We start from the raw sequence: 20,686 nt of genomic DNA on the forward strand, positions 1-20,686 counted from the left end.
ACTGCGATGCTGGAAACTGCGATGTACGATTGTCCTTATTGTGGCGAAGTGGTCGAGACAACAGTGGATTTGTCTGGCGGGGACCAGACCTATATAGAAGACTGCCAGGTGTGTTGCCGGCCGATCACGTTCAACCTGCAAGTGCATGGTGACGAGTGGATGCTCGAAACCCGCAGCGAAAATGAATGATGCGTAGCGAAAACGAATAACAGGTACGCCCATGCAGCGAATCTACGAGCCGGAAAACCTGATGGAAGGCGAGCTGTTGCAACAGATGCTGGCCAGTGAGGGCATCGAAGCGCACTTGATGGGCCGCCACTTGCTCGGTGGTACCGGCGAGTTGCCGATCTTCGGTTTGCTGGGGCTGGAGGTCGATAATGATCAGGCGGCGTACGCCCGCGAGCTGATCACGGCCTATATCGGCGCGCAACCCTTGCCCGGCGACGAACCCGACAGCTTCCCCGACGTGTTGGTCTGTTAGGCTGTCGGTCGGTTTACCCCAAGAGTCGTGTTGCCCCATGTGTGGACGTTATGCCCTGTTTCGCTGGAACCCTGCCTTTGCTGCCTTGCCCGGCTTCCCCGCCGACCAGCAGGCCCAGTGGAACATTTCCCCCAATGATTCGGTGCTGATCCAGCGCCTGAGCGAAGGCCAGCTCACCCTGGCGCGTGCCCGTTGGGGGCTGACGCCGCCTTGGTTGACGGATCTTTCCCGTACTCCGGCCCATGCCCGCGCCGAAACGCTCGCCGAGCAACCGATGTTCCGCGAGGCATTCCGCCAGCGCCGCTGCCTGTTGCCAGCCAACGGTTTCTACGAATGGCGCGGTACCCAGCGCAAGCGCCCGTATTGGTTGACGCCGGGGGAGGGCTCCACCCTGTTTTTTGCTGCGATCTGGGAAGCGTATCCCGTGCAGGAGCAGGTGTGGCTGAGCACCGCCGTGGTCACCCAGGCAGCGCAAAGCCAACGTCGGCCGTTGATTCTTGATGCAGCGGGGCAAGCCGCCTGGCTCGACCCCGAGACGCCGCTGCACGTGTTGCAAGGGTTGCTGGCCGGTGAGCCCAGCGCTTTACGTGAGCGCGTGTTGGCCAATATGGTCAATGATCCCAAGCTCAATGGGCCGGAGTGTCTGACCCCGGCTTGAGCCTGCACTGTGGGATGTGTCCGAAATTCAGCGGTTAAATGTCTGATGTATCTGGCGCCAATACAAACGACCGCCTACGATACGCGCCATGTTTTCAGGGAGCGTGTTCATGAAGAAGTCATTGGCGGTAAGCGGTTTGGTTACAGCGATGTTGCTGGCGGGTTGCCAGTCGGTCAACACGACCAGCGGCGGTGCTGTTGGGGTTGAGCGCAAGCAATACATGTTCAGCATGTTGTCGAGCCAGGAAGTCGACCAGATGTACGCCCAGTCTTACCAGCAGACCCTGGGTGAAGCCAGTGGCAAAGGCGTTCTGGACAAGACCAGCGCCAACGCCAAGCGTGTGCAGGCCATCGCCAAGCGCCTGATCGCCCAGGCGCCGACCTTTCGCGCAGATGCCGCCCAGTGGAACTGGGAAGTGAACCTGATCAAAAGCGACGAGATGAACGCCAACTGCGGGCCTGGCGGCAAGATCCTGGTGTACAGCGCGCTGATCGACAACCTCAAGCTCACCGATGACGAGTTGGCTGCGGTGATGGGCCATGAAATCGCCCACGCCCTGCGTGAGCACGGTCGTGAAGCGATGTCCAAGGCGTACGGTATTGAAATGGCCAAGCAGGGCGCTGGTGCAATATTCGGTCTCGGCCAGGACAGCCTGGCACTGGCCGATACCGTGGCCAACTATGGCATGACCTTGCCCAACAGCCGCAGCAACGAAAACGAAGCCGACCTGATCGGCCTGGAGCTTTCGGCGCGTGCCGGCTACAACCCGAACGCCGCGATCACCTTGTGGAACAAAATGGCCAAGGCTTCCGAAGGCGCGCCGCCGGAATTCATGAGTACTCACCCGGCTTCCGACAGCCGGATTGCTTCGTTGCAGGCAGCGATTCCGAAGGTAATGCCGCTGTACCAGCAGGCCAAGAAATCCTGAGGCTTGATGACGATCCAAATGTGGGAGGGGCGCACCGCCCCTCCCACAATAGATCGGGTTGCAGTCTTAGATCCAGCCGCTGCTTTGCATGGCTTTGTAGACCGCCACAATCGCCAGTACAAAGAACGCTGTGGCCGCCAATCGACGAATCAAGGTCAGCGGCAGTTTCTCCGCCGCGAAATTCCCCGCCAGAACCACCGGTACGTTGGCAATCAACATGCCCAGCGTGGTGCCGATAATCACCAGCCACAACTCCGGATACTGCGCTGCCAGCATCACCGTGGCGATCTGGGTCTTGTCACCGATTTCCGCAAGGAAGAACGCAATCAGCGTGGTCAGAAATGGCCCGAACTTGCGGGTGGTACTGGCTTCGTCATCATCGAGTTTGTCTGGCACCAGGGTCCAGAGTGCCGTGGCACAGAAGCTCGCCGCGAGGATCCAGTGCAGCACCGCATCCGAGAAGAAACTCCCGAACCAGGCGCCCACGGCACCGGCGGCCGCATGGTTGGCCAGGGTTGCGGCGACAATGCCGGCAATGATCGGCCAGGGTTTGCGAAAGCGGGCAGCAAGAATGAGCGCGAGTAACTGCGTCTTGTCGCCGATTTCGGCCAAGGCAACGATTGCGGTAGGAACGAGTAGTGAATCCAGCATCAGGTAGTTTCCAGGGGCGGGTCGACACGGCTATGACACGTACAGCCTTCCCGCCCCGGGTAAGGTGTGCGTGTCATAGGTCTTGTCAAACCCCGGTCCGTCTGTGCGGACTCCTGGGTCGCATACGCCATGGTCTGCTGACCAAGTATGTTGACGTATGCCGGACGAGCATGGGCTCGTGGGAGACTACTCCCCTAGGACGTTGCGGATTCTGCCTAGGCAAAATCCATTCGGCAAGCGTTCTTTTTCAAACGGCCGTCAGGGGCGCTTGGCGCGGTAGATGCGAAAACCATTGCCTTCGGCCTTGATTGCGCAGATACCCAGATGCTCTTCGATCAGCGGCTGATACTTCAGGAAGCTGTTGGCAACCAAGCGCAGTTCGCCACCTTTTGCCAGATGTTTGGCTGCTTTTCGCAGCAGGTTTTCCGTGGCGAAGTAATCGGTATGCACCCCGACATGGAACGGCGGGTTGCTCAAAATCGCGTTTAGCCCCATTGGCGCGGCATCGATTCCATCCCCGGTCAGTACCTCGGCTTCCAGGCCGTTCGCCGCCAACGTCAGCCGACTGCTGGCAGCTGCGAAGGCATCCACATCCAGCATTGTCACGGTGTTATGCGGGTAGCGACGCTTGACCGCAGCCCCCAGTACCCCGGCGCCGCAACCGAAATCGAGCAGATGCCCGCTGGGCAGCTTGTCCAGGTGCTCCAGCAGCAACTCGGTGCCGCGGTCCAGGCGGCCATGGCTGAACACTCCCGGCAAGCTCACCACCTTCAGCGGGCCTTCGGCCAGTAGTACATCGAAGACCTGTGCCAGGCTCTCCAGTTCGACCGCTTGCGGGGCGTTGGCGACGGTGACTTGCCATAGCTGGCAATGCCGCGCGTTATCCAGCTTGCGCGGCTTGCCGAAGGGGGTCATCTGCTTGGCAGCGCTTTCGATACCGCCTTTTTTCTCACCCACCAGAAACAGCTCGGCGCCAGGCAGGCGAGCGGCCACGGCGTTGAGCAGGTAGTCGGTGAGGTCCTTGGACTTGGGCAGGAAGATCACCGCGGCATCGAAGGCACGCTCGGGCACATTCACCCCGAACTGGCTGCGCTCGGGAAACCGTGCATCAAGCGCGGCCTGGTCGCCGGCGTGCCAGCACCAGCCATGGGCGTTGGGCAAGCGCCCGAGCAAATCGTCGGCAGGCAAACCTACCAGCAGCAGGTTGCCTTGAAAAAGTTCGGCCTGACGAAGCAGTACTTCACTGCGCGGATCCATGGTCTGCTCCTTGAAAAGGGGCGCAGTTTATCAACTGACGACGCGCAGCGGGGCACCGCTGAAAAAGCCTCGGGCGTTTTCCGTCAATTGGCCGACGATGCGTTGCCGCGCTTCGCGACTGCCCCAGGCATTGTGGGGCGTGACAATCAACCGAGGAATGTCGCCGGCCAGCAGCGGGTTGCCATTGACCGGCGGCTCCACACTCAACACGTCGGTCGCCGCGCCACCCAAATGCCCGCTGCGCAACGCGTCCGCCAAGGCCTGTTCGTTGATCAAGCCACCACGTGCGGTGTTGACGATGAACGCGCCGGGCTTGAGCAGCGCCAGTTCACGGGCGCCGATAAAGTCGCGGGTGTGTTCATTGAGCGGGCAATGCAAGGTCAGCGCATCGACCTGGGCCAGCAGTTGATCCAGTGGCACGCGGTCGGCGCGGGCAGGGCGCCCGGGAATCGCGCCGAGTACCACGCGCATGCCGAAGGCTTCGGCCAGGCGCGCCACCGCGCTGCCCAGTTCGCCATGGCCGAGCAGGCCGAGGGTTTTGCCTTCCAGCTCGACAATTGGATGGTCCAGCAGACAGAACTGCCTGGCCTGCTGCCATTTTCCGGCGGCGACATCCTGTTGGTAGTCCTTCAAGCGCGTGGCGAGGTTGAGCAGCAGCATGATCGTGTGCTGGGCCACCGACGGCGTGCCGTAACCCTGGCAGTTGCTCACGGTGATGCCGTGGGCGCGGGCGGCTTCGAGGTCGATATTGTTGGTGCCGGTGGCTGAAACCAGGATCAGCTTGAGCTCGGGGCACGCCGCCAGGGTTTGCGCCGTGAGCGGGATTTTGTTGCTGATCGCGACTTGAGCGCCCTGCAAGCGTTCCACCACATTCTGTGGCGTAGTCTGCTCAAACAGCTGCAACTGGCTGAAGCAGTCGCGCAAACCGCTGAGGTCGAGGTCGCCCAAGTCCAGTGAAGGGTGGTCGAGGAAGACGGCGCGGCGATTGTTCATGATCAACTGTACCTTTTGCGACGAGGTTCGAAGGCGTAATCTTCCGAGCCTATCAGATGAAATAATCAGTTACTTAATGGAGTGAGCATGTACGTCGCCGAGTTTTTGACCGTAGCCTTGATTCACTTGTTGGCGGTGGCCAGCCCCGGCCCGGATTTCGCCGTGGTGGTCCGTGAGAGCGTGACCCACGGTCGCCGCGCCGGCACCTGGACGGCCCTGGGCGTTGGCACGGCGATTTTCGTGCATGTGGGTTACTCGTTGCTGGGGATCGGTTTGATCGTGTCCCAGTCCATCGTGTTGTTCAATGCGCTCAAATGGGCCGCAGCGGCGTACCTGCTGTATATCGGTTTCAAGGCCCTGCGTGCGCAGCCGGCCAAGCCCGCCGCCGAGGGCGAGTTGCACCGCGAAGCGGGCGAGCGCACCCCACGCGGTGCGTTTACCGCAGGCTTTGTGACCAATGGCCTGAACCCCAAGGCGACGCTGTTCTTCCTCTCGCTGTTCACCGTGGTGATCAACCCGCATACGCCACTGGCGGTACAAGCGGGTTATGGCGTGTACCTGGCGGTGGCGACGGCGGTGTGGTTCTGCCTGGTGGCCATGTTGTTCAGCCAGCAGCGTGTACGCGCCGGCTTTGCGCGCATGGGGCATTGGTTTGATCGGACCATGGGCGCGGTGTTGATCGCCATTGGGGTGAAGTTGGCGTTTACCAGCATGAAGTAATCAATTTTCTCAAGGGTACACAGCTCAAATGTGGGAGGGGGCTTGCTCCCGATAGCGGTGTGTCAGCCCTACATAAGCTGACTGACACCCTGCTATCGGGAGCAAGCCCCCTCCCACATTGGTCTTTCATAAGCTGCAGATACTGGCGCAAAGCTAGCATTTACTGAGTTCCGCAAATCATTCCTTTGGCTGATTTGGTTGAAACATAAGCCCTCTACAGTGCAGGTCTTCAAGTCAAGACCGTGCAGTCATTAAAGGGATTCGTATGTTGCAGACCCGTGTTATCCCGCCCGCCGAAGGTGCGTACCAATACCCGCTGCTGATCAAGCGCCTGTTGATGTCCGGGACTCGCTACGAGAAGACCCGTGAAATCATCTACCGCGACAAGCTGCGCTACACCTACCCGACGCTGATCGAGCGCGTTGCGCGCCTGGCCAATGTGCTGACCGAAGCCGGGGTCAAGGCTGGTGATACCGTGGCGGTGATGGATTGGGACAGCCACCGTTACCTGGAATGCATGTTCGCCATTCCGATGATCGGCGCGGTGATCCACACCATCAACGTGCGCCTGTCACCGGAACAGATTCTCTACACCATGAACCACGCCGAAGACCGCTTCGTGCTGGTCAACAGTGAGTTCGTGGGGCTCTATCAGGCGATTGCCGGGCAGCTCACCACCGTCGACAAGACCCTGTTGATTACCGATGGTGACACCCACACCGCCGAACTACCCAACCTGGTCGGTGAGTACGAAACCCTGCTGGCCGCCGCCAGCCCCCAGTACGACTTCCAGGACTTCGACGAAAACTCCGTCGCCACCACCTTCTACACCACCGGCACCACCGGTAACCCCAAAGGGGTGTATTTCACCCATCGCCAATTGGTGCTGCACACCATTGGCGTGGCGACCATCATGGGCAGCGTCGACAGCGTGCGTCTGTTGGGCACCAACGATGTGTACATGCCGATCACACCGATGTTCCACGTACACGCCTGGGGCCTGCCCTATGTGGCGACCATGCTCGGCTTGAAGCAGGTCTACCCCGGGCGCTACGACCCCGAATACCTGGTGCAGCTGTGGCGCAAGGAGAAGGTCACGTTCTCCCATTGCGTGCCGACCATCCTGCAAATGGTGCTCAACGCCAAGGCTGCCCAGGGCGTGGATTTTGGTGGGTGGAAAATCGTCATTGGTGGCAGCGCGCTCAACCGCTCGCTGTACGAAGCCGCCAAGGCCCGCGGCATTCAATTGACCGCCGCGTATGGCATGTCCGAGACCGGGCCGCTGGTGTCGTGCGCACACCTCAATGAAGAGCTGATGGCCGGCAGCGAAGACGAACGCACCACCTATCGCATCAAGGCCGGTGTGCCTGGGCCGTTGGTGGAGGCGGCAATCATGGACACCGACGGCAACTTTCTTCCCGCCGACGGCGAAACCCAGGGCGAACTGGTGTTGCGCGCGCCCTGGCTGACCGAGGGTTATTACAACGAACCGCAAAAGGGCGCCGAGCTGTGGGCCGGCGGCTGGATGCACACCGGCGACGTTGCCACACTGGACGCGTTTGGTGTGATCGATATCCGTGATCGTATCAAGGATGTGATCAAGACCGGTGGGGAATGGATCTCGTCCCTGGCCCTCGAAGACCTGGTCAGCCGCCACCCGGCGGTACGCGAGGTAGCGGTGGTGGGCATCGCCGATCCGCAATGGGGCGAGCGCCCCTTTGCCTTGCTGGTGGTGCATGAGGGCCAAGTGATTGGGGCGCGGGAGCTCAAGGAGCACCTCAAGCCTTACGTTGAACTGGGGCATTTGAGTAAGTGGGCGATTCCGAGCCAGATCGCCGTTGTTACTGAAATTCCCAAGACCAGCGTAGGTAAGCTCGACAAAAAACGTATCCGTATCGACATCATCGAATGGCAGGCCAACAACAGCACCTTCCTGTCTACGCTTTGACGCCCCTCGCCGCGCCCTTTCGGGCGCGGCGCTGCTCTATCTCAAGCCTCTACTTGTGATTTGCCGAATTTCAGCCATTCTTCCCGCGTCGACCTTCGTCGGCGTGGCGAAAGGGTTGTGGCAGACAGGTTGGTGATGCAAATCACACTTTAGAGGGATCAAGCACTACCCCCCTCTGGCTATAGTCCCTTTCAGAGTTTTTCGCGGATGTTGCGCGTCGAGCCAGGGAGGCTCGGTTGCGGTTCGGCATTGGAATCGTTGTATCCCGGCCGTTACATCTGAAGAAAGGGCTCACTGCCATAACAATAAAATATGCACATGGAGTAGCGTCGATGACCCAAGTAAACCAGTTCTGGCGCCGGGCAAGACTGCCCCTGGCCGTCAGTCTCGCTTCTACGCTCGCCGGGCCTGCATTCGGCGTCAGTTTCAACATCGGTGAAATCGAAGGGAGCTTTGACTCCTCGCTTTCGGTGGGTGCGAGCTGGTCTACGGCCAAGCCCAATCGTGATCTGATCGGCGCCAACAATGGCGGCAAGGGCCTGTCCCAGACTTCCGATGACGGTCACCTGAACTTCAAGCGCGGCGAGACGTTCTCGAAGATCTTCAAGGGTATTCATGACCTGGAACTGAAGTACGGCGACACCGGCGTGTTTGTGCGCGGCAAGTACTGGTACGACTTTGAACTCAAGGACGAGAGCCGTCAGTTCAAGGACATCAGCGACAACAACCGCAAGGAAGGCGCCAAGTCTTCTGGAGGTCAGATTCTCGATGCGTTCGTCTACCACAACTACTCGATTGCCGATGCGCCGGGTTCCGTGCGTTTTGGTAAGCAGGTCGTGAGCTGGGGCGAAAGTACCTTCATCGGCGGCGGCATCAACTCCATCAACCCGATCGACGTGTCGGCGTTTCGTCGCCCGGGGGCCGAGATCAAGGAAGGCCTGATTCCGGTCAACATGTTCTACGTGTCCCAGACGCTCACCGACAACCTGTCGGCCGAAGCGTTCTATCAACTGGAATGGGACCAGACCGTCACTGATAACTGCGGCACTTTCTTCTCCCAGCCAGACGTGATCTCCGATGGTTGCAGCAATAACCTGCGGGTGTTGAACAAGCGCTCGACCATTCCCGCTGCGGCACTGCCGACCCTGGGTGCCCTGGGCGTGGACGTGAACAGCGAAGGCGTGCTGGTGCGCCGTGGGCCGGACCGTGATGCGCGTGACAGCGGCCAGTTCGGTGTGGCCATGCATTACAACTTCGAACCGCTGGACACCGAGTTCGGCGCCTACTTCATGAACTACCACAGCCGTGCGCCGATCTTTAGTGCGCAGGGTGCGCCGTCCGCGGCCTACACCCGTCCATTGGGCCCGCTGGGGGCACTGCGTCCACTGATCGTGGCGGGCAGTTCGAACTACTTCGTCGAGTACCCGGAGGATATTCGTCTCTACGGCTTGAGCTTCTCCACCACGCTGCCTACCGGCACCGCCTGGAGTGGTGAATTGAGCTATCGGCCGAATGCGCCGGTGCAGTTGAGTACCACCGACATTCTGTTTGCCGGTGTCACGCCGATCCCTGGCTTTGGCAATGCTTCGGTGCTCAAGGGCTCGCCGGGCCAAGACCTGCATGGCTACAACCGCAAGGAAGTCACCCAGTTCCAGACCACCTTTACACACTTCTTCGACCAGGTGATGGGCGCCAGTCGCCTGACCACGGTCGGTGAAATCGGTGTGACCCATGTGGGTGGCCTGGAAAGCAAGTCCCAGGCTCGCTATGGTCGCGATCCGGTGTTCGGCCCAGGCACGCTGCCGGGTGGGTTCTGCAACGCGCTGAACAACTCCACCGCCAACGGCGCCGGGCTGCCCAACGCTGCCGGCCTGAACACCAACTGCAACAACGACGGCTACACCACTGCAACGTCCTGGGGCTACCGTGCCCGTGCCATCTGGGAATACCCGGACGTGTTCGCTGGCGTGAACCTCAAGCCCAACGTGGCCTGGTCCCATGACGTCAAAGGTTACTCGCCAGGTCCCGGCGGCAACTTTGAAGAGGGTCGCAAGGCGGTCAGCCTTGGCCTGGATGCCGAATACCAGAACACCTACACCGCGAGCCTGGCGTACACCAACTTCTTTGGTGGCAAGTTCAGCACCGTGGATGATCGCGACTTTGTCGCCTTGAGCTTCGGCGCCAACTTCTAAGCACACTCTTTTCAAGTGGCATGTATTCAGGAAGACCAGAGTATGAAAATAACTAAAAGTCTGTTGCACGTCGGTGTGCTTGGGCTGTCGATCCTGGCGAGCAACGTCATGGCGGCAGTCTCGGCGGATGAAGCTGCCAAGCTCGGTACTACCCTGACCCCGATGGGCGCCGAGATGGCGGGCAACGCGGCCGGCACCATCCCCAAATGGTCACCCCTGCCAACCAACGCCGGCGCCGTGGATGCCCGTGGCTTCCTGGCCAACCCATATGCCAGCGAGCAACCGCAATTCACCATCACCGCGCAGAACGTCGAGCAGTACAAAGACAAACTGGCTCCAGGGCAGTACGCGATGTTCAAGCGTTACCCGGACAGCTTCAAGATGCCGGTCTACCCGACTCATCGCGGTGCCACGGTGCCGGCTGACGTGTTCGCTGCCATCAAGAAAAACGCCACCACTACCAACCTGGTGTCCGGCGGCAACGGTCTGGAAAACTTCGAGACCGCCGTGCCGTTCCCGATTCCCAAAACCGGCGTTGAAGTCATCTGGAACCACATCACCCGTTATCGCGGCGGCAGCGTAACCCGTCTGGTCACCCAGGCCACGCCGCAAACCAACGGTTCCTACAGCCTGGTGTACTTTCGCGATCAGTTTGTGTTCCGCGACAAGATGAAGGATTTCGATCCGAAAAACCCGGGCAACATCCTGTTCTACTTCAAGCAGCAAGTCACCGCGCCAGCGCGTCTGGCCGGTGGTGTACTGCTGGTGCACGAAACCCTGGACCAGGTGAAGGAACCGCGTTCGGCGTGGGTCTACAACGCCGGCCAGCGCCGTGTGCGCCGGGCCCCGCAAGTGTCCTATGACGGGCCGGGTACTGCTGCCGATGGCCTGCGCACCTCCGACAACCTCGACATGTACAACGGTGCGCCGGATCGCTACGACTGGAAGCTGGAAGGCAAGAAAGAAATCTACATCGCCTCCAACAGCTACAAGATCGACGATCCGAAGCTCAAGTACGCCGACATCATCAAGGCCGGCCACATCAACCAGGACCTGGCGCGCTACGAGCTGCGCCGCGTCTGGCACGTGGTCGCCACCTTGAAGGAAGGCCAGCGCCACATCTACGCCAAGCGTGACTTCTTCATCGACGAAGACACCTGGCAAGCGGCGGTGATCGACCACTACGACGGCCGTGGCCAACTGTGGCGCGTTGCCGAAGCCCATGCCGAGAACTACTACGACAAGCAAGTGCCGTGGTACGCCCTGGAAACCCTGTACGACCTGCAGTCCGGCCGCTACCTCGCCCTGGGCATGAAGAACGAAGAGAAACAGGCTTATGACTTCGGCTTCACCGCCACCACCAGCGACTTCACCCCAGCGGCCCTGCGCCAGGACGGTGTTCGCTAACCAACACTAGTGCACCCCTGTGGGAGGGGGCTTGCCCCGATGGCGGTCTGACAGTCGATTAAAATTCTGACTGATCCACTGCCATCGGGAGCAAGCCCCCTCCCACTTTTTGTGTGTGCTGTTTGTAGGGATATTTCTTGTCGCAGTTCTTTTTCAGCCAATTGTTGCAAAGATCTACAATCCCGCCGCTTTTACCGCTAGTCTGCGGACATCTGCAATGCCGACAACAGCCTTCTACAAGAGCCCGGCGATGACTGATCTGTCCCGAATCCAAGGGCCTGCCAGTGTGGTGATGCCAACCCTGGAAGGCCGCTTCTACAGGCCCCCATTGCCTGACGGCTACGTGCTGCGCCCGCGCCTGTGCCAACGGTTGAACGCGGGCCTGGACGGGCGATTGTTGCTGGTCTGCGCACCGGCGGGGTTCGGCAAGAGTTCGTTGGCGGTGGAGTTCTGCCAGGGCCTGCCGGCCCACTGGCAAAGTCTGTGGCTGGGCCTGAGCCCACGGGACAATGACCCCGGCCGCTTCCTGGAGCGATTGCTCGACGGCTTGCAGCACTATTTTCCGCAGTTGGGCGCCCAATCCCTGGGTTTGCTGAAAATGCGTCAGCGTCATCAACCCTTTGCCTTTGAAGAATGGCTGGATGGCCTGCTCGATGAGCTGGCGGAGCATCTGTCCACGCGCTCGCCGCTATTGCTGGTGCTGGATGACTACCACCTGGCCCAGGGGCCGGTGCTGGATCGTTGCCTGCAATTTTTCCTCAATCATTTGCCCGACGGTCTGTTGGTACTGGTCACCAGCCGGCAGCGTCCGGATTGGCACCTGGCGCGCCTGCGTTTGTCGCGGCATCTGCTGGAGCTGCATGAACAAGACCTGCGCCTGACTCACGACGAATCCCTGGCCGTGCTGGATGGGCACAGCAGCGCGTTAGGCGGAGAAGCGTTGGAAAACCTGATCCGCCGCAGCGAGGGCTGGGTCGCCGGCCTGCGCTTCTGGCTGTTGGCGGCGTCCGAAGCCGGTGGCAATGAGGGGGCCTTACCCCAAAGCCTTCACGGTGGCGAAGGGCTGATTCGTGATTACCTGCTTGAAGAAGTCATCGACTGCCTGCCTGCCGACGTGCAAGCGTTCCTGTACGACACTGCTCCCCAGGAGCGTTTTTGCAGCGAGTTGTGCGACGCGGTCCGCGAAGCCCATGACAGCGCCGAAATCCTGAATTATTTGCAGGCCCATCAGGTTTTCCTGGTGCCGCTGGATGAACAGGGCCACTGGTACCGCTATCACCATTTGTTTTCCGACCTGCTGCGTACCCGCCGCGAGAAGAGCACCACATTGCCGCCTGCCAGCTTGCACTTGCGCGCCTGCCGCTGGTTCAACGCCCAGGGTTTGATCGACGAGGCAGTAGAGCAGGCGCTGCGGGCCGGCCATCTGGACGTGGCGGCGAACCTGGTCCAGAACCTGTCCGAAGAGCAACTGTTGGCAGAGCAGAATGTTGGCATGTTGCTGCGCTGGAAGATGGACTTGCCCGACAGCCTGCTGATCAGCACGCCGCGCTTGATCGTGCTCTACAGCTGGGCATTGGGGCTGGCGTGCCAATTGGACGCGGCCCAGGAGCTTTCCAGCTACCTCAGTCGCTTCCTGCCGGCACCCTCGGCGACCGCGCAAAGGTCCATGTTGGCCCAATGGCTGGCGTTGAGCGGGATCATCGCCCGTGGGCGCGGGGATCGCGAATTGACCCTGCGCTATTGCAACGAGGCACTGGAGAGCCTGCCGCAAAAGCGCTACGGCCAGCGCCTGATGTGCCTGTCGACCCTGTCCAACCTGGCAATTGTCGATGCCGACCTGTGGCGCGCCCGCGGTTTGAACCGCGAATCCCTGGAGCTGGCGCAGCGCGTCGGTAATCCGTTGTTTGAAGCCTTGGCCCATTACGACCGGGCGCGGGTGTTGCAGTCACGCGGCGAAATCCTGCGCTCCCTGGACGAAGTGCGCCAGGGCCTGGAACGCTTGCACGGCCTGGCGCCCCAGCGCCTGTATGCGGTGCGTGCGCGGTTGTCGCTCTACGAAGGTTACCTGCTGCTGGCGCGTTACCAGCCCGAAGCCGGCCTTGTGCGTTTGCGCGCCGGCCTGGCCGAAGCCCGTGCCTGCCGGGATATCAGCGTGCTGATCGGGCATTGCGTGATCGCCAACTTTGAAGGGCGGCGCGGCCAGTTTTCCAATGCCTTTGCCGAGCTGGCCGAGGCCGAGCGCTTGATGCACATCTGGGACGTACCGCCGATCTATTACCTGGCGATGATTACGTTGATCAAATGCGAGCTATGGCTGGCCCAGGGTCGTACCGAGCTGGCGGACGCCTGGCTGACCAGGCTGGGGCAGACCTACAACGGCGAGCACGCCGCTGCCGCGCCGGAGTTCCACCCACACCTGCCACAACATATCGAACTGCAACAAGCCGCGCTCGATGCCATACGCCATCAGCCCGACACCGCGTTGCAATGTCTGGAAGCATTGGCGCAACAGTCCCAGAACAGTGGGCGACAGATGATTGCCTTGATGGCGCTGACCCAGCAGGTGCAGCTTCTGTTGGCGGGCGGCCAGGAGGCCAAGGCCGGACAGGTATTGGCCCGTGCACTTGAAGCCGGCTCGGGCGGCGCGTTGCAGCCGTTCCAGCGGTTGCTGGAGGGCTACCCGGACTGGATGCGTGAGCAGTTGGGCAAAGATCCCCATGGTCTGCTGAACCAGAGCTTGCTGGCGCTGCTGCCCCAAGTCAGCGTGGTCCAGGCCCCAGCTCATCAAGAAACCCTGAGTACGCGAGAGCTGGCGGTGCTGCGACTGATTGCCCAAGGCTGTTCAAACCAGGAAATCAGCAACCAGCTGTTTATTTCCTTGCACACCGTCAAGACCCACGCCAGCCATATCAACAGCAAGCTCGGCGTGGAGCGCCGAACCCAGGCAGTGGCGCGAGCCAAGGCCATGGGCTTGCTGGTCTGAGCCCAGCGCAGTTTATGGCGCGGCAGGGCAGCCTTTGAGTGACGTGCCGATGGTTTGATTGATCAGTGCCGCGAACCGCTTGAGGTTGTTCTGATGCGCCACCACCAGATCGTCGATGCCTGGCCCCGCGGGTGACTGCAAGGTGCTGCGACAAGTCAGGGCTGGGCGGTCGCCATTGATCTGGCGCAGGCGCCAGCGCACGTCGAGCAGCGCGTACTGCCCGGGGACCGAGTCAAAGCGTTGCACTTCAAGGCGCAGGGCCACAGCGTGGCGTGGATCGCTATTGGCCAATTGATCCACCAACGCGCTCCTGAGTTCGTCAGCGAGGCTGGCGGCCCACCACTGGGTTTCAAGAATCGCCAACCCACTGTCACCCTGGCGCACCACTATCTGCGCGCGGTCGACCTGGGGCGGCACGCTGAGGCTTTCAATCCGTACACCACCGGCATCTGCGCGTGAGCTGTTGCTCGCATGTGCCGGGGTCAGGGTGTGGAAGGCGATGGGGTCACTGCGACAGGCCGCGAGCAACAGCATCGTGGTCAGCAGTGTGATCTTCAACGGCGACGTCATGGCGGCTCCAATGGTCATTTGCGGGGTGGCCCTTGCAGGTCGTTCGGCGCGGCGTTATCAGGACGACCGCGAATCAGCGACTCCGGATGCCGGCCCAGGTAATCGGACAGCTCGCGCAAGGAGCGCGACATGCGTGCCAGTTCATCCAGGGTCTGGGTCAGTTGTTCACGCTGGGGTGAGTCTTCTGCCAGGGTTGAGCTGGCCGATTGCAGGGTCTTGCTCACGTCGGCCAGTGTCGTCTGCACACCCGGCAGTGTCTTGGCGTTGAATTGCGCCAGGCCCTTGCGCAGTTCGACCAGGCTGGCGTCGAGGTTGCCGGCAATCCGCTCGACCGGCAGTTGGCTGAGCTTGTTGACGATACCTTCGAACTTCTCCTGCAGTTGTTCCAGGTTGCCCGGGATGGTGGGAATGCCCACGGGGCGCTGGTTCGGATCGAACGCCACTTTCTCGGCCTTGGGGTAGAAGTCCAGGGCGATGTACAACTGGCCGGTCAGCAGGTTACCGCTGCGGGCCTGGGCGCGCAGGCCGTTTTCAATGAAGCTGCCGATCAGGCGCACGCCGGCCGCCTCATCGTCAGGGTTGTTGTTCATGGCCTTGAGCAGCTTGGTATGGGCCGCGCCGAGCAGTTGCGGGTAGATCACGATGCCGACATTGACCGGGAAGCTGCGTTTCTTCGCATCGAAATCCAGATTGATCGACACCACCTTGCCGAACTCGACGCCGAGGAACTCCACCGGTGCGTCGACTTTCAGCCCACGCAGGGCCTGATCAAAGCGCAGGACCATGTATTGCCCCTTGCCATTGGGCGGGGCGAGGGCGCTTTGCTGGTCTTCGAACAATTCAAAGCCGCGATTTTCCTCGGCCGGCTTGTCGTTGGGGTTGTAGGGTGGGGCCTGGAAGGAGATCCCGCCCATCAGCATGGACGACACCGATTCGGTCTTCAGCGCAAAGCCATTGGCACCGACGCTCAGATCGACACCGCTGGCATTCCAGAACCGCGTGTTCTCGGTGACATACCCATCATTGGGCGCGTGTATGAAGACTTCGACGTTCACGCCCTTGCCTTCGCTGTCCAACTCATAAGCCACCACCTGGCCTACCGGGATTTTGCGGTAATAGACCGGCGAGCCGATGTCCAGGGAGCCCAGCGTCTGCGTGTGCAGGGTGAAACGCTTGCCAGGCTCGCCATAGGTGATGGGTGGCGGGTTTTCCAGGCCGGTGAAATGTTTGGCGCGGGTTTCGGACTGGCCGATATCCGCGCCGATGTAGTCGCCGGACAGCAGCGTGTCGATACCGGATACGCCGCCTGCGCCGATACGTGGGCGCACCACCCAGAATTTAGAGTCTTCGCGGGTGAAGCTTTCGGCCTGTTTGGACAGCTCGATGGTGGCGTTGACACTTTTCTGGTCACCGCTCAAGGCCACGGCGGTCACTTGGCCGATCACCACGTTGCGGTATTTGACCTCGGTCTTGTTGGCGACCAGCCCGCTGCCGGTCTTGAAGTTGAGGACGATGGTCGGCCCTTGTTGCATGACGCTGTGAATCACCAGCGAGATCCCCACCAGCACGGCGACAATCGGCACGATCCAGACCAGCGAGACACTGAAGCGACGCGTCTTGATCGCGGGTTGCCCCGCAGGGGTGTCAGCCTTGGATGCGCTCATCCGAGGTCTCCTCGTTATGTGGGTTTTCCCAGATTAGCCGGGGATCAAAACTCATGGCCGCGAGCATGGTAAATACCACCACCAAGCCAAAAAACAGAATGCCCAGGCGCGGTTCGATCGTGCCCAGGGCTTGAAACTTAACCAGCGCGGCCACCAGTGCGACCACGATGACGTCCAGCATCGACCAATAGCCGATCAGCTCGATAAACCGAAACAGCTTTGAGCGTTCCTTGCGCGCCCACTGGCTGTTGCGCTGCACGGTGATCAGCAGCAACCCCAGTGACAAGAACTTGATGCCCGGCACGGCAATGCTGGCGATGAAAATGATCAGGGCAATGTCCCAGGCGCCATGCTGCCAGAACTCCAGCACGCCGCTCATGATGGTGCTGTCTGCGCCGGAGCCGAGCATGGTGGTGTTCATCACCGGCAGCAAATTGGCCGGTATGTAAAAGGCGAGGGCGGTGAGCATGTAGGCCCAGGTGCGTGTCAGCGATTGAGTTTTGCGCCGGTGCAAGGGCGCGCCGCAGCGCTCGCATTCAGTGGGCTCCAGGCGCATGTCGCAGGCCTGGCCGCAGGTATGGCACAGGCACAGGTTGAGCTCACGGGCGGTGGGCGGTGAACTCATACGGTGTCCCACAGGTCGCGGACATCGCGCCCGGCAATGCGGATCAGCAACAGGCTGAGGGCGGCCAAGGCAAACAGGCCGGTACCGGGGATTACATCCAGCATACCCGCCAGCTTGAACACGGCAACCATGGCGCCCAGCAGGCAGACTTCCAGCATGCTCCAGGGCCTGAGCGCTTCCAGCCAGCGCATGCACAGTTTGAACGCCGGCGAACGCTGGCCGGCCAAGGCAAAACTCAAAACCCAGATCAGCAAGACCAGCTGAAACACCGGCGCGATGATGATGGAGATCGCCGCCACCAACGCAATGAACGTGATCGGCCCCAGGCTCAGCGCCACCACCGAATCCCACAGCGTCGCACTGTTTTTCAAGCCCTGCAGGCTGATGCTCATCACCGGATAAAAGTTGGCAAAGGTCCACAGCACTGCTGCGGTCACCGTCAGCGCGAGGCGTTGTTGCACCGACAGGCCGTTATAGCGCTGCAGCACACCCGAGCACCGCACACACAGGGCTTTTTGATGTTTGGCGAGCGTGACCTTTTCGTACACGCAGTCGCAGTGCTCGCAGATGATCTGTTGATTCGCCATGGGTGTTGCTCCAAATGCGACGGACTGCAGCGGGGGATGGCGCTTGTGTAGCTTAGCAGTGGATACACCGCCGAATCGATCCCTTCCAGAGTGGGGGCAACCTCCACCATACTGCACTTGGAACGCGCCAGAGAGCTTGCAGGACACTCATGACTACCGAAAAATCACCGCTGATTCGAGAAACCTTCCCCGTCGGCCCGTTGCAGTGCAACTGCACCATCATTGGCGACCCGATCACTAAAAAAGCCATCGTAGTCGACCCCGGCGGCAATCACGAATTGATCCTGTCGCGTCTTGATGCGTTGGGTCTGAAGGTGGTGAGCATTATCCACACTCATGCTCACCTGGATCACTTCCTGGCCTCTGGCCAATTGAAAGAAAAAACCGGAGCCACGCTGCACCTGCACAAAGATGATCAATTTCTATGGGATAACCTGGAAATGCAATGCCAGATGTTTCGCGTGCCCTATGTGCCAGTGCCGTCGCCGGATCGCTGGCTGGAACACGATGAAGAATTGGCCTGTGGATGCGGTGTTGCCTTGCACACCCCTGGGCATACGCCGGGTTCGATGAGCTTCTGGTTTGCCGATGCCAAGCTGCTGATTGCCGGTGACACCTTGTTCCGGCGCGGCGTCGGGCGCACGGATTTGTGGGGTGGCGACCAGGCGACGATCGTGCGGTCGATCAAGCAGCGCTTATACACGCTGGATGAGCGCGCGACAGTGGTGACAGGGCATGGGCCGGATACGTTGCTGGGCGATGAGATGCGAGAGAATCCTTTCGTGCGTGCGTGATGGGTTGTCGGCTCTGATACAAGTCGGTACAGACACGCAGGCACAGGCTCGAGCCAAAGACAGCTATGCTTTGCGCACGCCCCACGGAATTTTTACCGCTTGTCGCGTTCCAAACTCGGCACAGGTCCATTGCCAATGTCCTCTGCATCACAGAATGCAAAAGTAGGAGCTCCCTTCATGTTTACTCCGCGTCGTCTGCTTGTTGTCGCTACCGCCGTAGCCCTGTTGTCTGGCTGTGCCTCACCTAATCCTTATGACGGCAGCCAGGGACAGGCCGGCAATGGTTCTGAAAGCGGTATGAGCAAGACCGCCAAGTACGGCGGCCTCGGCGCGCTGGCCGGTGCATTGGCCGGTGCGGCCATCGACCATAACAACCGTGGCAAGGGCGCGCTGATTGGCGCCGTCGTTGCGGGTGCCGGTGCTGCCGGCTATGGCTACTACGCCGACCAGCAAGAGAAAAAACTGCGTGAAAGCATGGCCAACACCGGTGTGGAAGTGCAGCGCCAGGGTGACCAGATCAAGCTGATCATGCCGGGCAACATCACCTTCGCCACCAACTCGGCCGCGATCGCCAGCAGCTTCTACCAGCCGCTCAATAACCTGGCCAACTCCCTCAAGCAATTCAACCAGAACACCATCCAGATCGTTGGCTACACCGACAGCACCGGTAGTCGCCAACTGAACATGGACCTGTCCCAGCGCCGTGCGCAGAGCGTGGCCGACTACCTGACTTCCCAGGGTGTGAGCGCTGCCAACCTGAGTGCTCGCGGTGCCGGCCCGGATAACCCGATTGCCAGCAACGCCGATGTGAATGGCCGTGCCCAGAACCGTCGTGTCGAAGTCAACCTCGGCCCGATCCCAGGCCAGCAATACGGCCAGCCTGGTCAGCAACAACAGGCGCCACAGCAAAACAATCAGTTCCAGGGCAACCCGTACCAGCAGTACCAGTAAACACTGGCCACTAAAAAGGGCGCCGTGCAGTCAATGCACGGCGCCCTTTTTTGTGGCTGTGTGTCTACATCAGTCGATGTATTCGAACACCTTCACGATCTTCTGTACGCCCGACACGCCCTGCACCAGGTTGGCGGCACGGGTCGCTTCGGCCTGGGTCAGCAGGCCCATCATGTAGACGATGCCATTATCGGTAACGATCTTGATGCGCGAGCCCGGCACCGCGCTGTCGGTGAGCATCTGCGCCTTGATCTTGGTGGTCAGCAGCGCATCGTTGCTGATGGCCAGCAGGGTGATCGGGTCCATGACCTGCAATTCGTTGTGGACCTTCTTGACTCGTTGCACGCCCGCAGCGGCTTGTTCAGCCTGGGCCTTGAGGTCGGCGCGCGGGGTTTGCCCTGCCAGCAGGACGACGCCGTTGAAGCTGGTCACCACGATGCGCGAGGCGCCGTTGCCCAGGTCTGTGGCGGCCTTGGCGACATTGACCTTGACCTTGGTTTCGATCAGCGAATCATCGATGGTGCTGCCGAAAGTACGTGTGCCCCGGTCGTCCTGGATGGGGGTGTCCCGTGTAGCGGTGATTGCCGAGCTGCAGCCGCTGATGGCGAGGCACAGCGTAATGGCCAAAAGGCTGAGGCGGTTAACGGTCATTCTTCACTCCCGAACAGTTGGCTGTCGATCAGATCGCACAGGCAGTGGATCGCCAGCAGGTGGACTTCCTGAATGCGTGCAGTGACATTGGCCGGGACGCGAATCTCCACGTCCTCAGGCAGCAGCAGCGAAGCCATGCCGCCACCATCCCGACCGGTCAAGGCTACGACAATCATTTCACGATCATGTGCGGCCTGGATCGCTTGAATAATATTCGCCGAGTTGCCGCTGGTGGAAATCGCCAGCAACACATCGCCCGGCTGGCCGAGGGCGCGGATCTGCTTGGAGAAGATTTCGTTGTAGCTGTAGTCGTTGGCAATCGAAGTGATTGTCGACGAGTCGGTAGTCAAGGCAATGGCCGGCAGGCTCGGGCGCTCGCGCTCGAAGCGGTTGAGCAGCTCTGAAGAGAAATGCTGGGCATCGCCAGCCGAACCACCGTTGCCGCACGAAAGCATTTTGCCTTCGTTGAGCAAGGCGTTGACCATGACCTGACTGGCTTGCTCGATGTGCGGTGCAAGTACGTCCATCGCCTGTTGCTTGGTGTCGATGCTGGCCTGGAAAAGCTGGCGAATTCGGGATTGCATGTCCATCTGTGTGACCTTAAGTAGCGCGGCTGTTTGGCACAG

Annotated in this window: 20 protein-coding genes and 1 riboswitch; of the genes, 11 read left to right on the plus strand and 9 right to left on the minus strand. The window is 60.6% G+C overall.

Translation table 11 applies throughout. From position 1 onward, the window contains the following. The first annotated feature begins 6 nt into the window (after positions 1–6). From J1G33_RS01240 to J1G33_RS01255, 4 genes are all read left to right on the plus strand, one after another. Positions 7–189 (plus strand): CPXCG motif-containing cysteine-rich protein, encoded by a 183-nt coding sequence (locus J1G33_RS01240; protein WP_032877753.1) that lies wholly within the window; start codon positions 7–9, stop codon positions 187–189. A gap of 31 nt (positions 190–220) precedes the next feature. Further along, positions 221–481, plus strand: a complete 261-nt coding sequence (locus tag J1G33_RS01245; RefSeq protein WP_032877751.1) for a DUF2007 domain-containing protein — start codon at positions 221–223, stop codon at positions 479–481. Positions 482–518: 37 nt separating this feature from the next. Next, the gene (locus J1G33_RS01250; RefSeq protein ID WP_005784892.1) at positions 519–1,139 is read left to right on the plus strand and encodes an SOS response-associated peptidase; all 621 of its coding nucleotides are present in this window, start codon (positions 519–521) and stop codon (positions 1,137–1,139) included. 109 nt (positions 1,140–1,248) lie between these two features. Further along, a complete protein-coding gene (locus J1G33_RS01255) occupies positions 1,249–2,067 on the plus strand; it encodes a M48 family metallopeptidase (RefSeq protein ID WP_078820301.1) in 819 nt (272 codons plus the stop codon). A 66-nt stretch (positions 2,068–2,133) separates the two neighbouring features. On the opposite strand, the gene J1G33_RS01260 is transcribed toward J1G33_RS01255, so the two are convergent. The 3 genes from J1G33_RS01260 to J1G33_RS01270 all read right to left on the minus strand — a co-directional run bounded on the left by J1G33_RS01260 (position 2,134) and on the right by J1G33_RS01270 (position 4,971). After that, the gene (locus J1G33_RS01260) at positions 2,134–2,718 is read right to left on the minus strand and encodes a TMEM165/GDT1 family protein (protein ID WP_005784895.1); all 585 of its coding nucleotides are present in this window, start codon (positions 2,716–2,718) and stop codon (positions 2,134–2,136) included. Between the two features lie 88 nt (positions 2,719–2,806). Beyond that, positions 2,807–2,925: riboswitch (yybP-ykoY riboswitch) on the minus strand. A gap of 51 nt (positions 2,926–2,976) precedes the next feature. Then, positions 2,977–3,975 carry a class I SAM-dependent methyltransferase gene (locus tag J1G33_RS01265; protein WP_032877748.1) on the minus strand — a complete coding sequence of 333 codons (999 nt, stop codon included), beginning with the start codon at positions 3,973–3,975 and terminating at the stop codon, positions 2,977–2,979. A 30-nt stretch (positions 3,976–4,005) separates the two neighbouring features. After that, complete coding sequence (locus tag J1G33_RS01270) at positions 4,006–4,971, minus strand: 2-hydroxyacid dehydrogenase (protein ID WP_223017696.1); 966 nt, start codon at positions 4,969–4,971, stop codon at positions 4,006–4,008. Positions 4,972–5,055: 84 nt separating this feature from the next. Here J1G33_RS01270 and J1G33_RS01275 point away from each other — a divergent pair, with 84 nt between their 5' ends. From J1G33_RS01275 to J1G33_RS01295, 5 genes are all read left to right on the plus strand, one after another. Continuing rightward, positions 5,056–5,688, plus strand: a complete 633-nt coding sequence (locus J1G33_RS01275; protein ID WP_078820303.1) for a LysE family transporter — start codon at positions 5,056–5,058, stop codon at positions 5,686–5,688. Between the two features lie 265 nt (positions 5,689–5,953). After that, positions 5,954–7,636 (plus strand): fatty acid--CoA ligase, encoded by a 1,683-nt coding sequence (locus J1G33_RS01280; protein WP_005784903.1) that lies wholly within the window; start codon positions 5,954–5,956, stop codon positions 7,634–7,636. 332 nt (positions 7,637–7,968) lie between these two features. Next, positions 7,969–9,828 (plus strand): DUF1302 domain-containing protein, encoded by a 1,860-nt coding sequence (locus J1G33_RS01285; protein ID WP_032877744.1) that lies wholly within the window; start codon positions 7,969–7,971, stop codon positions 9,826–9,828. A gap of 42 nt (positions 9,829–9,870) precedes the next feature. Further along, the gene (locus J1G33_RS01290; RefSeq protein WP_005784906.1) at positions 9,871–11,235 is read left to right on the plus strand and encodes a DUF1329 domain-containing protein; all 1,365 of its coding nucleotides are present in this window, start codon (positions 9,871–9,873) and stop codon (positions 11,233–11,235) included. 250 nt (positions 11,236–11,485) lie between these two features. Next, the gene (locus tag J1G33_RS01295; RefSeq protein ID WP_148853466.1) at positions 11,486–14,218 is read left to right on the plus strand and encodes a LuxR C-terminal-related transcriptional regulator; all 2,733 of its coding nucleotides are present in this window, start codon (positions 11,486–11,488) and stop codon (positions 14,216–14,218) included. A 12-nt stretch (positions 14,219–14,230) separates the two neighbouring features. Here J1G33_RS01295 and J1G33_RS01300 read toward each other — a convergent pair whose 3' ends face one another. The 4 genes from J1G33_RS01300 to J1G33_RS01315 are packed head-to-tail and all read right to left on the minus strand — an operon-like array spanning position 14,231 to position 17,664. Next, positions 14,231–14,788 carry a PqiC family protein gene (locus J1G33_RS01300; RefSeq protein WP_032877738.1) on the minus strand — a complete coding sequence of 186 codons (558 nt, stop codon included), beginning with the start codon at positions 14,786–14,788 and terminating at the stop codon, positions 14,231–14,233. A 14-nt stretch (positions 14,789–14,802) separates the two neighbouring features. Further along, entirely contained in the window at positions 14,803–16,452 is a 1,650-nt protein-coding gene (locus J1G33_RS01305; protein WP_032877736.1) for an MlaD family protein, read from the minus strand. Continuing rightward, positions 16,433–17,077 carry a paraquat-inducible protein A gene (locus tag J1G33_RS01310; protein WP_223017597.1) on the minus strand — a complete coding sequence of 215 codons (645 nt, stop codon included), beginning with the start codon at positions 17,075–17,077 and terminating at the stop codon, positions 16,433–16,435. Before J1G33_RS01310 ends, J1G33_RS01305 begins: the two co-directional genes overlap by 20 nt. Then, entirely contained in the window at positions 17,074–17,664 is a 591-nt protein-coding gene (locus J1G33_RS01315) for a paraquat-inducible protein A (RefSeq protein ID WP_005784917.1), read from the minus strand. The genes J1G33_RS01310 and J1G33_RS01315 overlap by 4 nt, the downstream gene beginning before the upstream one ends. A gap of 149 nt (positions 17,665–17,813) precedes the next feature. On the opposite strand from J1G33_RS01315, the gene J1G33_RS01320 reads away from it, so the two are divergent. Together J1G33_RS01320 and J1G33_RS01325 are read left to right on the plus strand one after the other, a co-directional pair. Continuing rightward, positions 17,814–18,458: an MBL fold metallo-hydrolase gene (locus J1G33_RS01320; protein ID WP_223017598.1), complete on the plus strand. Its 645-nt coding sequence runs from the start codon at positions 17,814–17,816 to the stop codon at positions 18,456–18,458. A 177-nt stretch (positions 18,459–18,635) separates the two neighbouring features. Beyond that, the gene (locus J1G33_RS01325; RefSeq protein WP_032877730.1) at positions 18,636–19,409 is read left to right on the plus strand and encodes an OmpA family lipoprotein; all 774 of its coding nucleotides are present in this window, start codon (positions 18,636–18,638) and stop codon (positions 19,407–19,409) included. 69 nt (positions 19,410–19,478) lie between these two features. Here J1G33_RS01325 and J1G33_RS01330 read toward each other — a convergent pair whose 3' ends face one another. Then, on the minus strand, positions 19,479–20,060 hold the full coding sequence (locus J1G33_RS01330; protein WP_005784922.1) for a BON domain-containing protein: 582 nt from the start codon (positions 20,058–20,060) through the stop codon (positions 19,479–19,481). Continuing rightward, the gene (locus tag J1G33_RS01335; protein WP_007904374.1) at positions 20,057–20,650 is read right to left on the minus strand and encodes a phosphoheptose isomerase; all 594 of its coding nucleotides are present in this window, start codon (positions 20,648–20,650) and stop codon (positions 20,057–20,059) included. Before J1G33_RS01335 ends, J1G33_RS01330 begins: the two co-directional genes overlap by 4 nt. Positions 20,651–20,686 lie beyond the last annotated feature (36 nt).

Source organism: Pseudomonas sp. P867 (assembly GCF_019891455.1).
GTDB classification, from domain to species: domain Bacteria; phylum Pseudomonadota; class Gammaproteobacteria; order Pseudomonadales; family Pseudomonadaceae; genus Aquipseudomonas; species Aquipseudomonas synxantha_A.

Excerpts from the sequence above, each read along its gene's own strand:
- J1G33_RS01240 (WP_032877753.1), top strand. The coding sequence starts at position 7 with ATGCTGGAAACTGCGATGTACGATTGTCCTTATTGTGGCGAAGTGGTC.
- J1G33_RS01245 (WP_032877751.1), top strand. The coding sequence starts at position 221 with ATGCAGCGAATCTACGAGCCGGAAAACCTGATGGAAGGCGAGCTGTTG.
- J1G33_RS01250 (WP_005784892.1), top strand. The coding sequence starts at position 519 with ATGTGTGGACGTTATGCCCTGTTTCGCTGGAACCCTGCCTTTGCTGCC.
- J1G33_RS01255 (WP_078820301.1), top strand. The coding sequence starts at position 1,249 with ATGAAGAAGTCATTGGCGGTAAGCGGTTTGGTTACAGCGATGTTGCTG.
- J1G33_RS01260 (WP_005784895.1), bottom strand. The coding sequence starts at position 2,718 with ATGCTGGATTCACTACTCGTTCCTACCGCAATCGTTGCCTTGGCCGAA.
- J1G33_RS01265 (WP_032877748.1), bottom strand. The coding sequence starts at position 3,975 with ATGGATCCGCGCAGTGAAGTACTGCTTCGTCAGGCCGAACTTTTTCAA.
- J1G33_RS01275 (WP_078820303.1), top strand. The coding sequence starts at position 5,056 with ATGTACGTCGCCGAGTTTTTGACCGTAGCCTTGATTCACTTGTTGGCG.
- J1G33_RS01280 (WP_005784903.1), top strand. The coding sequence starts at position 5,954 with ATGTTGCAGACCCGTGTTATCCCGCCCGCCGAAGGTGCGTACCAATAC.
- J1G33_RS01285 (WP_032877744.1), top strand. The coding sequence starts at position 7,969 with ATGACCCAAGTAAACCAGTTCTGGCGCCGGGCAAGACTGCCCCTGGCC.
- J1G33_RS01290 (WP_005784906.1), top strand. The coding sequence starts at position 9,871 with ATGAAAATAACTAAAAGTCTGTTGCACGTCGGTGTGCTTGGGCTGTCG.
- J1G33_RS01295 (WP_148853466.1), top strand. The coding sequence starts at position 11,486 with ATGACTGATCTGTCCCGAATCCAAGGGCCTGCCAGTGTGGTGATGCCA.
- J1G33_RS01300 (WP_032877738.1), bottom strand. The coding sequence starts at position 14,788 with ATGACGTCGCCGTTGAAGATCACACTGCTGACCACGATGCTGTTGCTC.
- J1G33_RS01305 (WP_032877736.1), bottom strand. The coding sequence starts at position 16,452 with ATGAGCGCATCCAAGGCTGACACCCCTGCGGGGCAACCCGCGATCAAG.
- J1G33_RS01310 (WP_223017597.1), bottom strand. The coding sequence starts at position 17,077 with ATGAGTTCACCGCCCACCGCCCGTGAGCTCAACCTGTGCCTGTGCCAT.
- J1G33_RS01315 (WP_005784917.1), bottom strand. The coding sequence starts at position 17,664 with ATGGCGAATCAACAGATCATCTGCGAGCACTGCGACTGCGTGTACGAA.
- J1G33_RS01320 (WP_223017598.1), top strand. The coding sequence starts at position 17,814 with ATGACTACCGAAAAATCACCGCTGATTCGAGAAACCTTCCCCGTCGGC.
- J1G33_RS01325 (WP_032877730.1), top strand. The coding sequence starts at position 18,636 with ATGTTTACTCCGCGTCGTCTGCTTGTTGTCGCTACCGCCGTAGCCCTG.
- J1G33_RS01330 (WP_005784922.1), bottom strand. The coding sequence starts at position 20,060 with ATGACCGTTAACCGCCTCAGCCTTTTGGCCATTACGCTGTGCCTCGCC.
- J1G33_RS01335 (WP_007904374.1), bottom strand. The coding sequence starts at position 20,650 with ATGGACATGCAATCCCGAATTCGCCAGCTTTTCCAGGCCAGCATCGAC.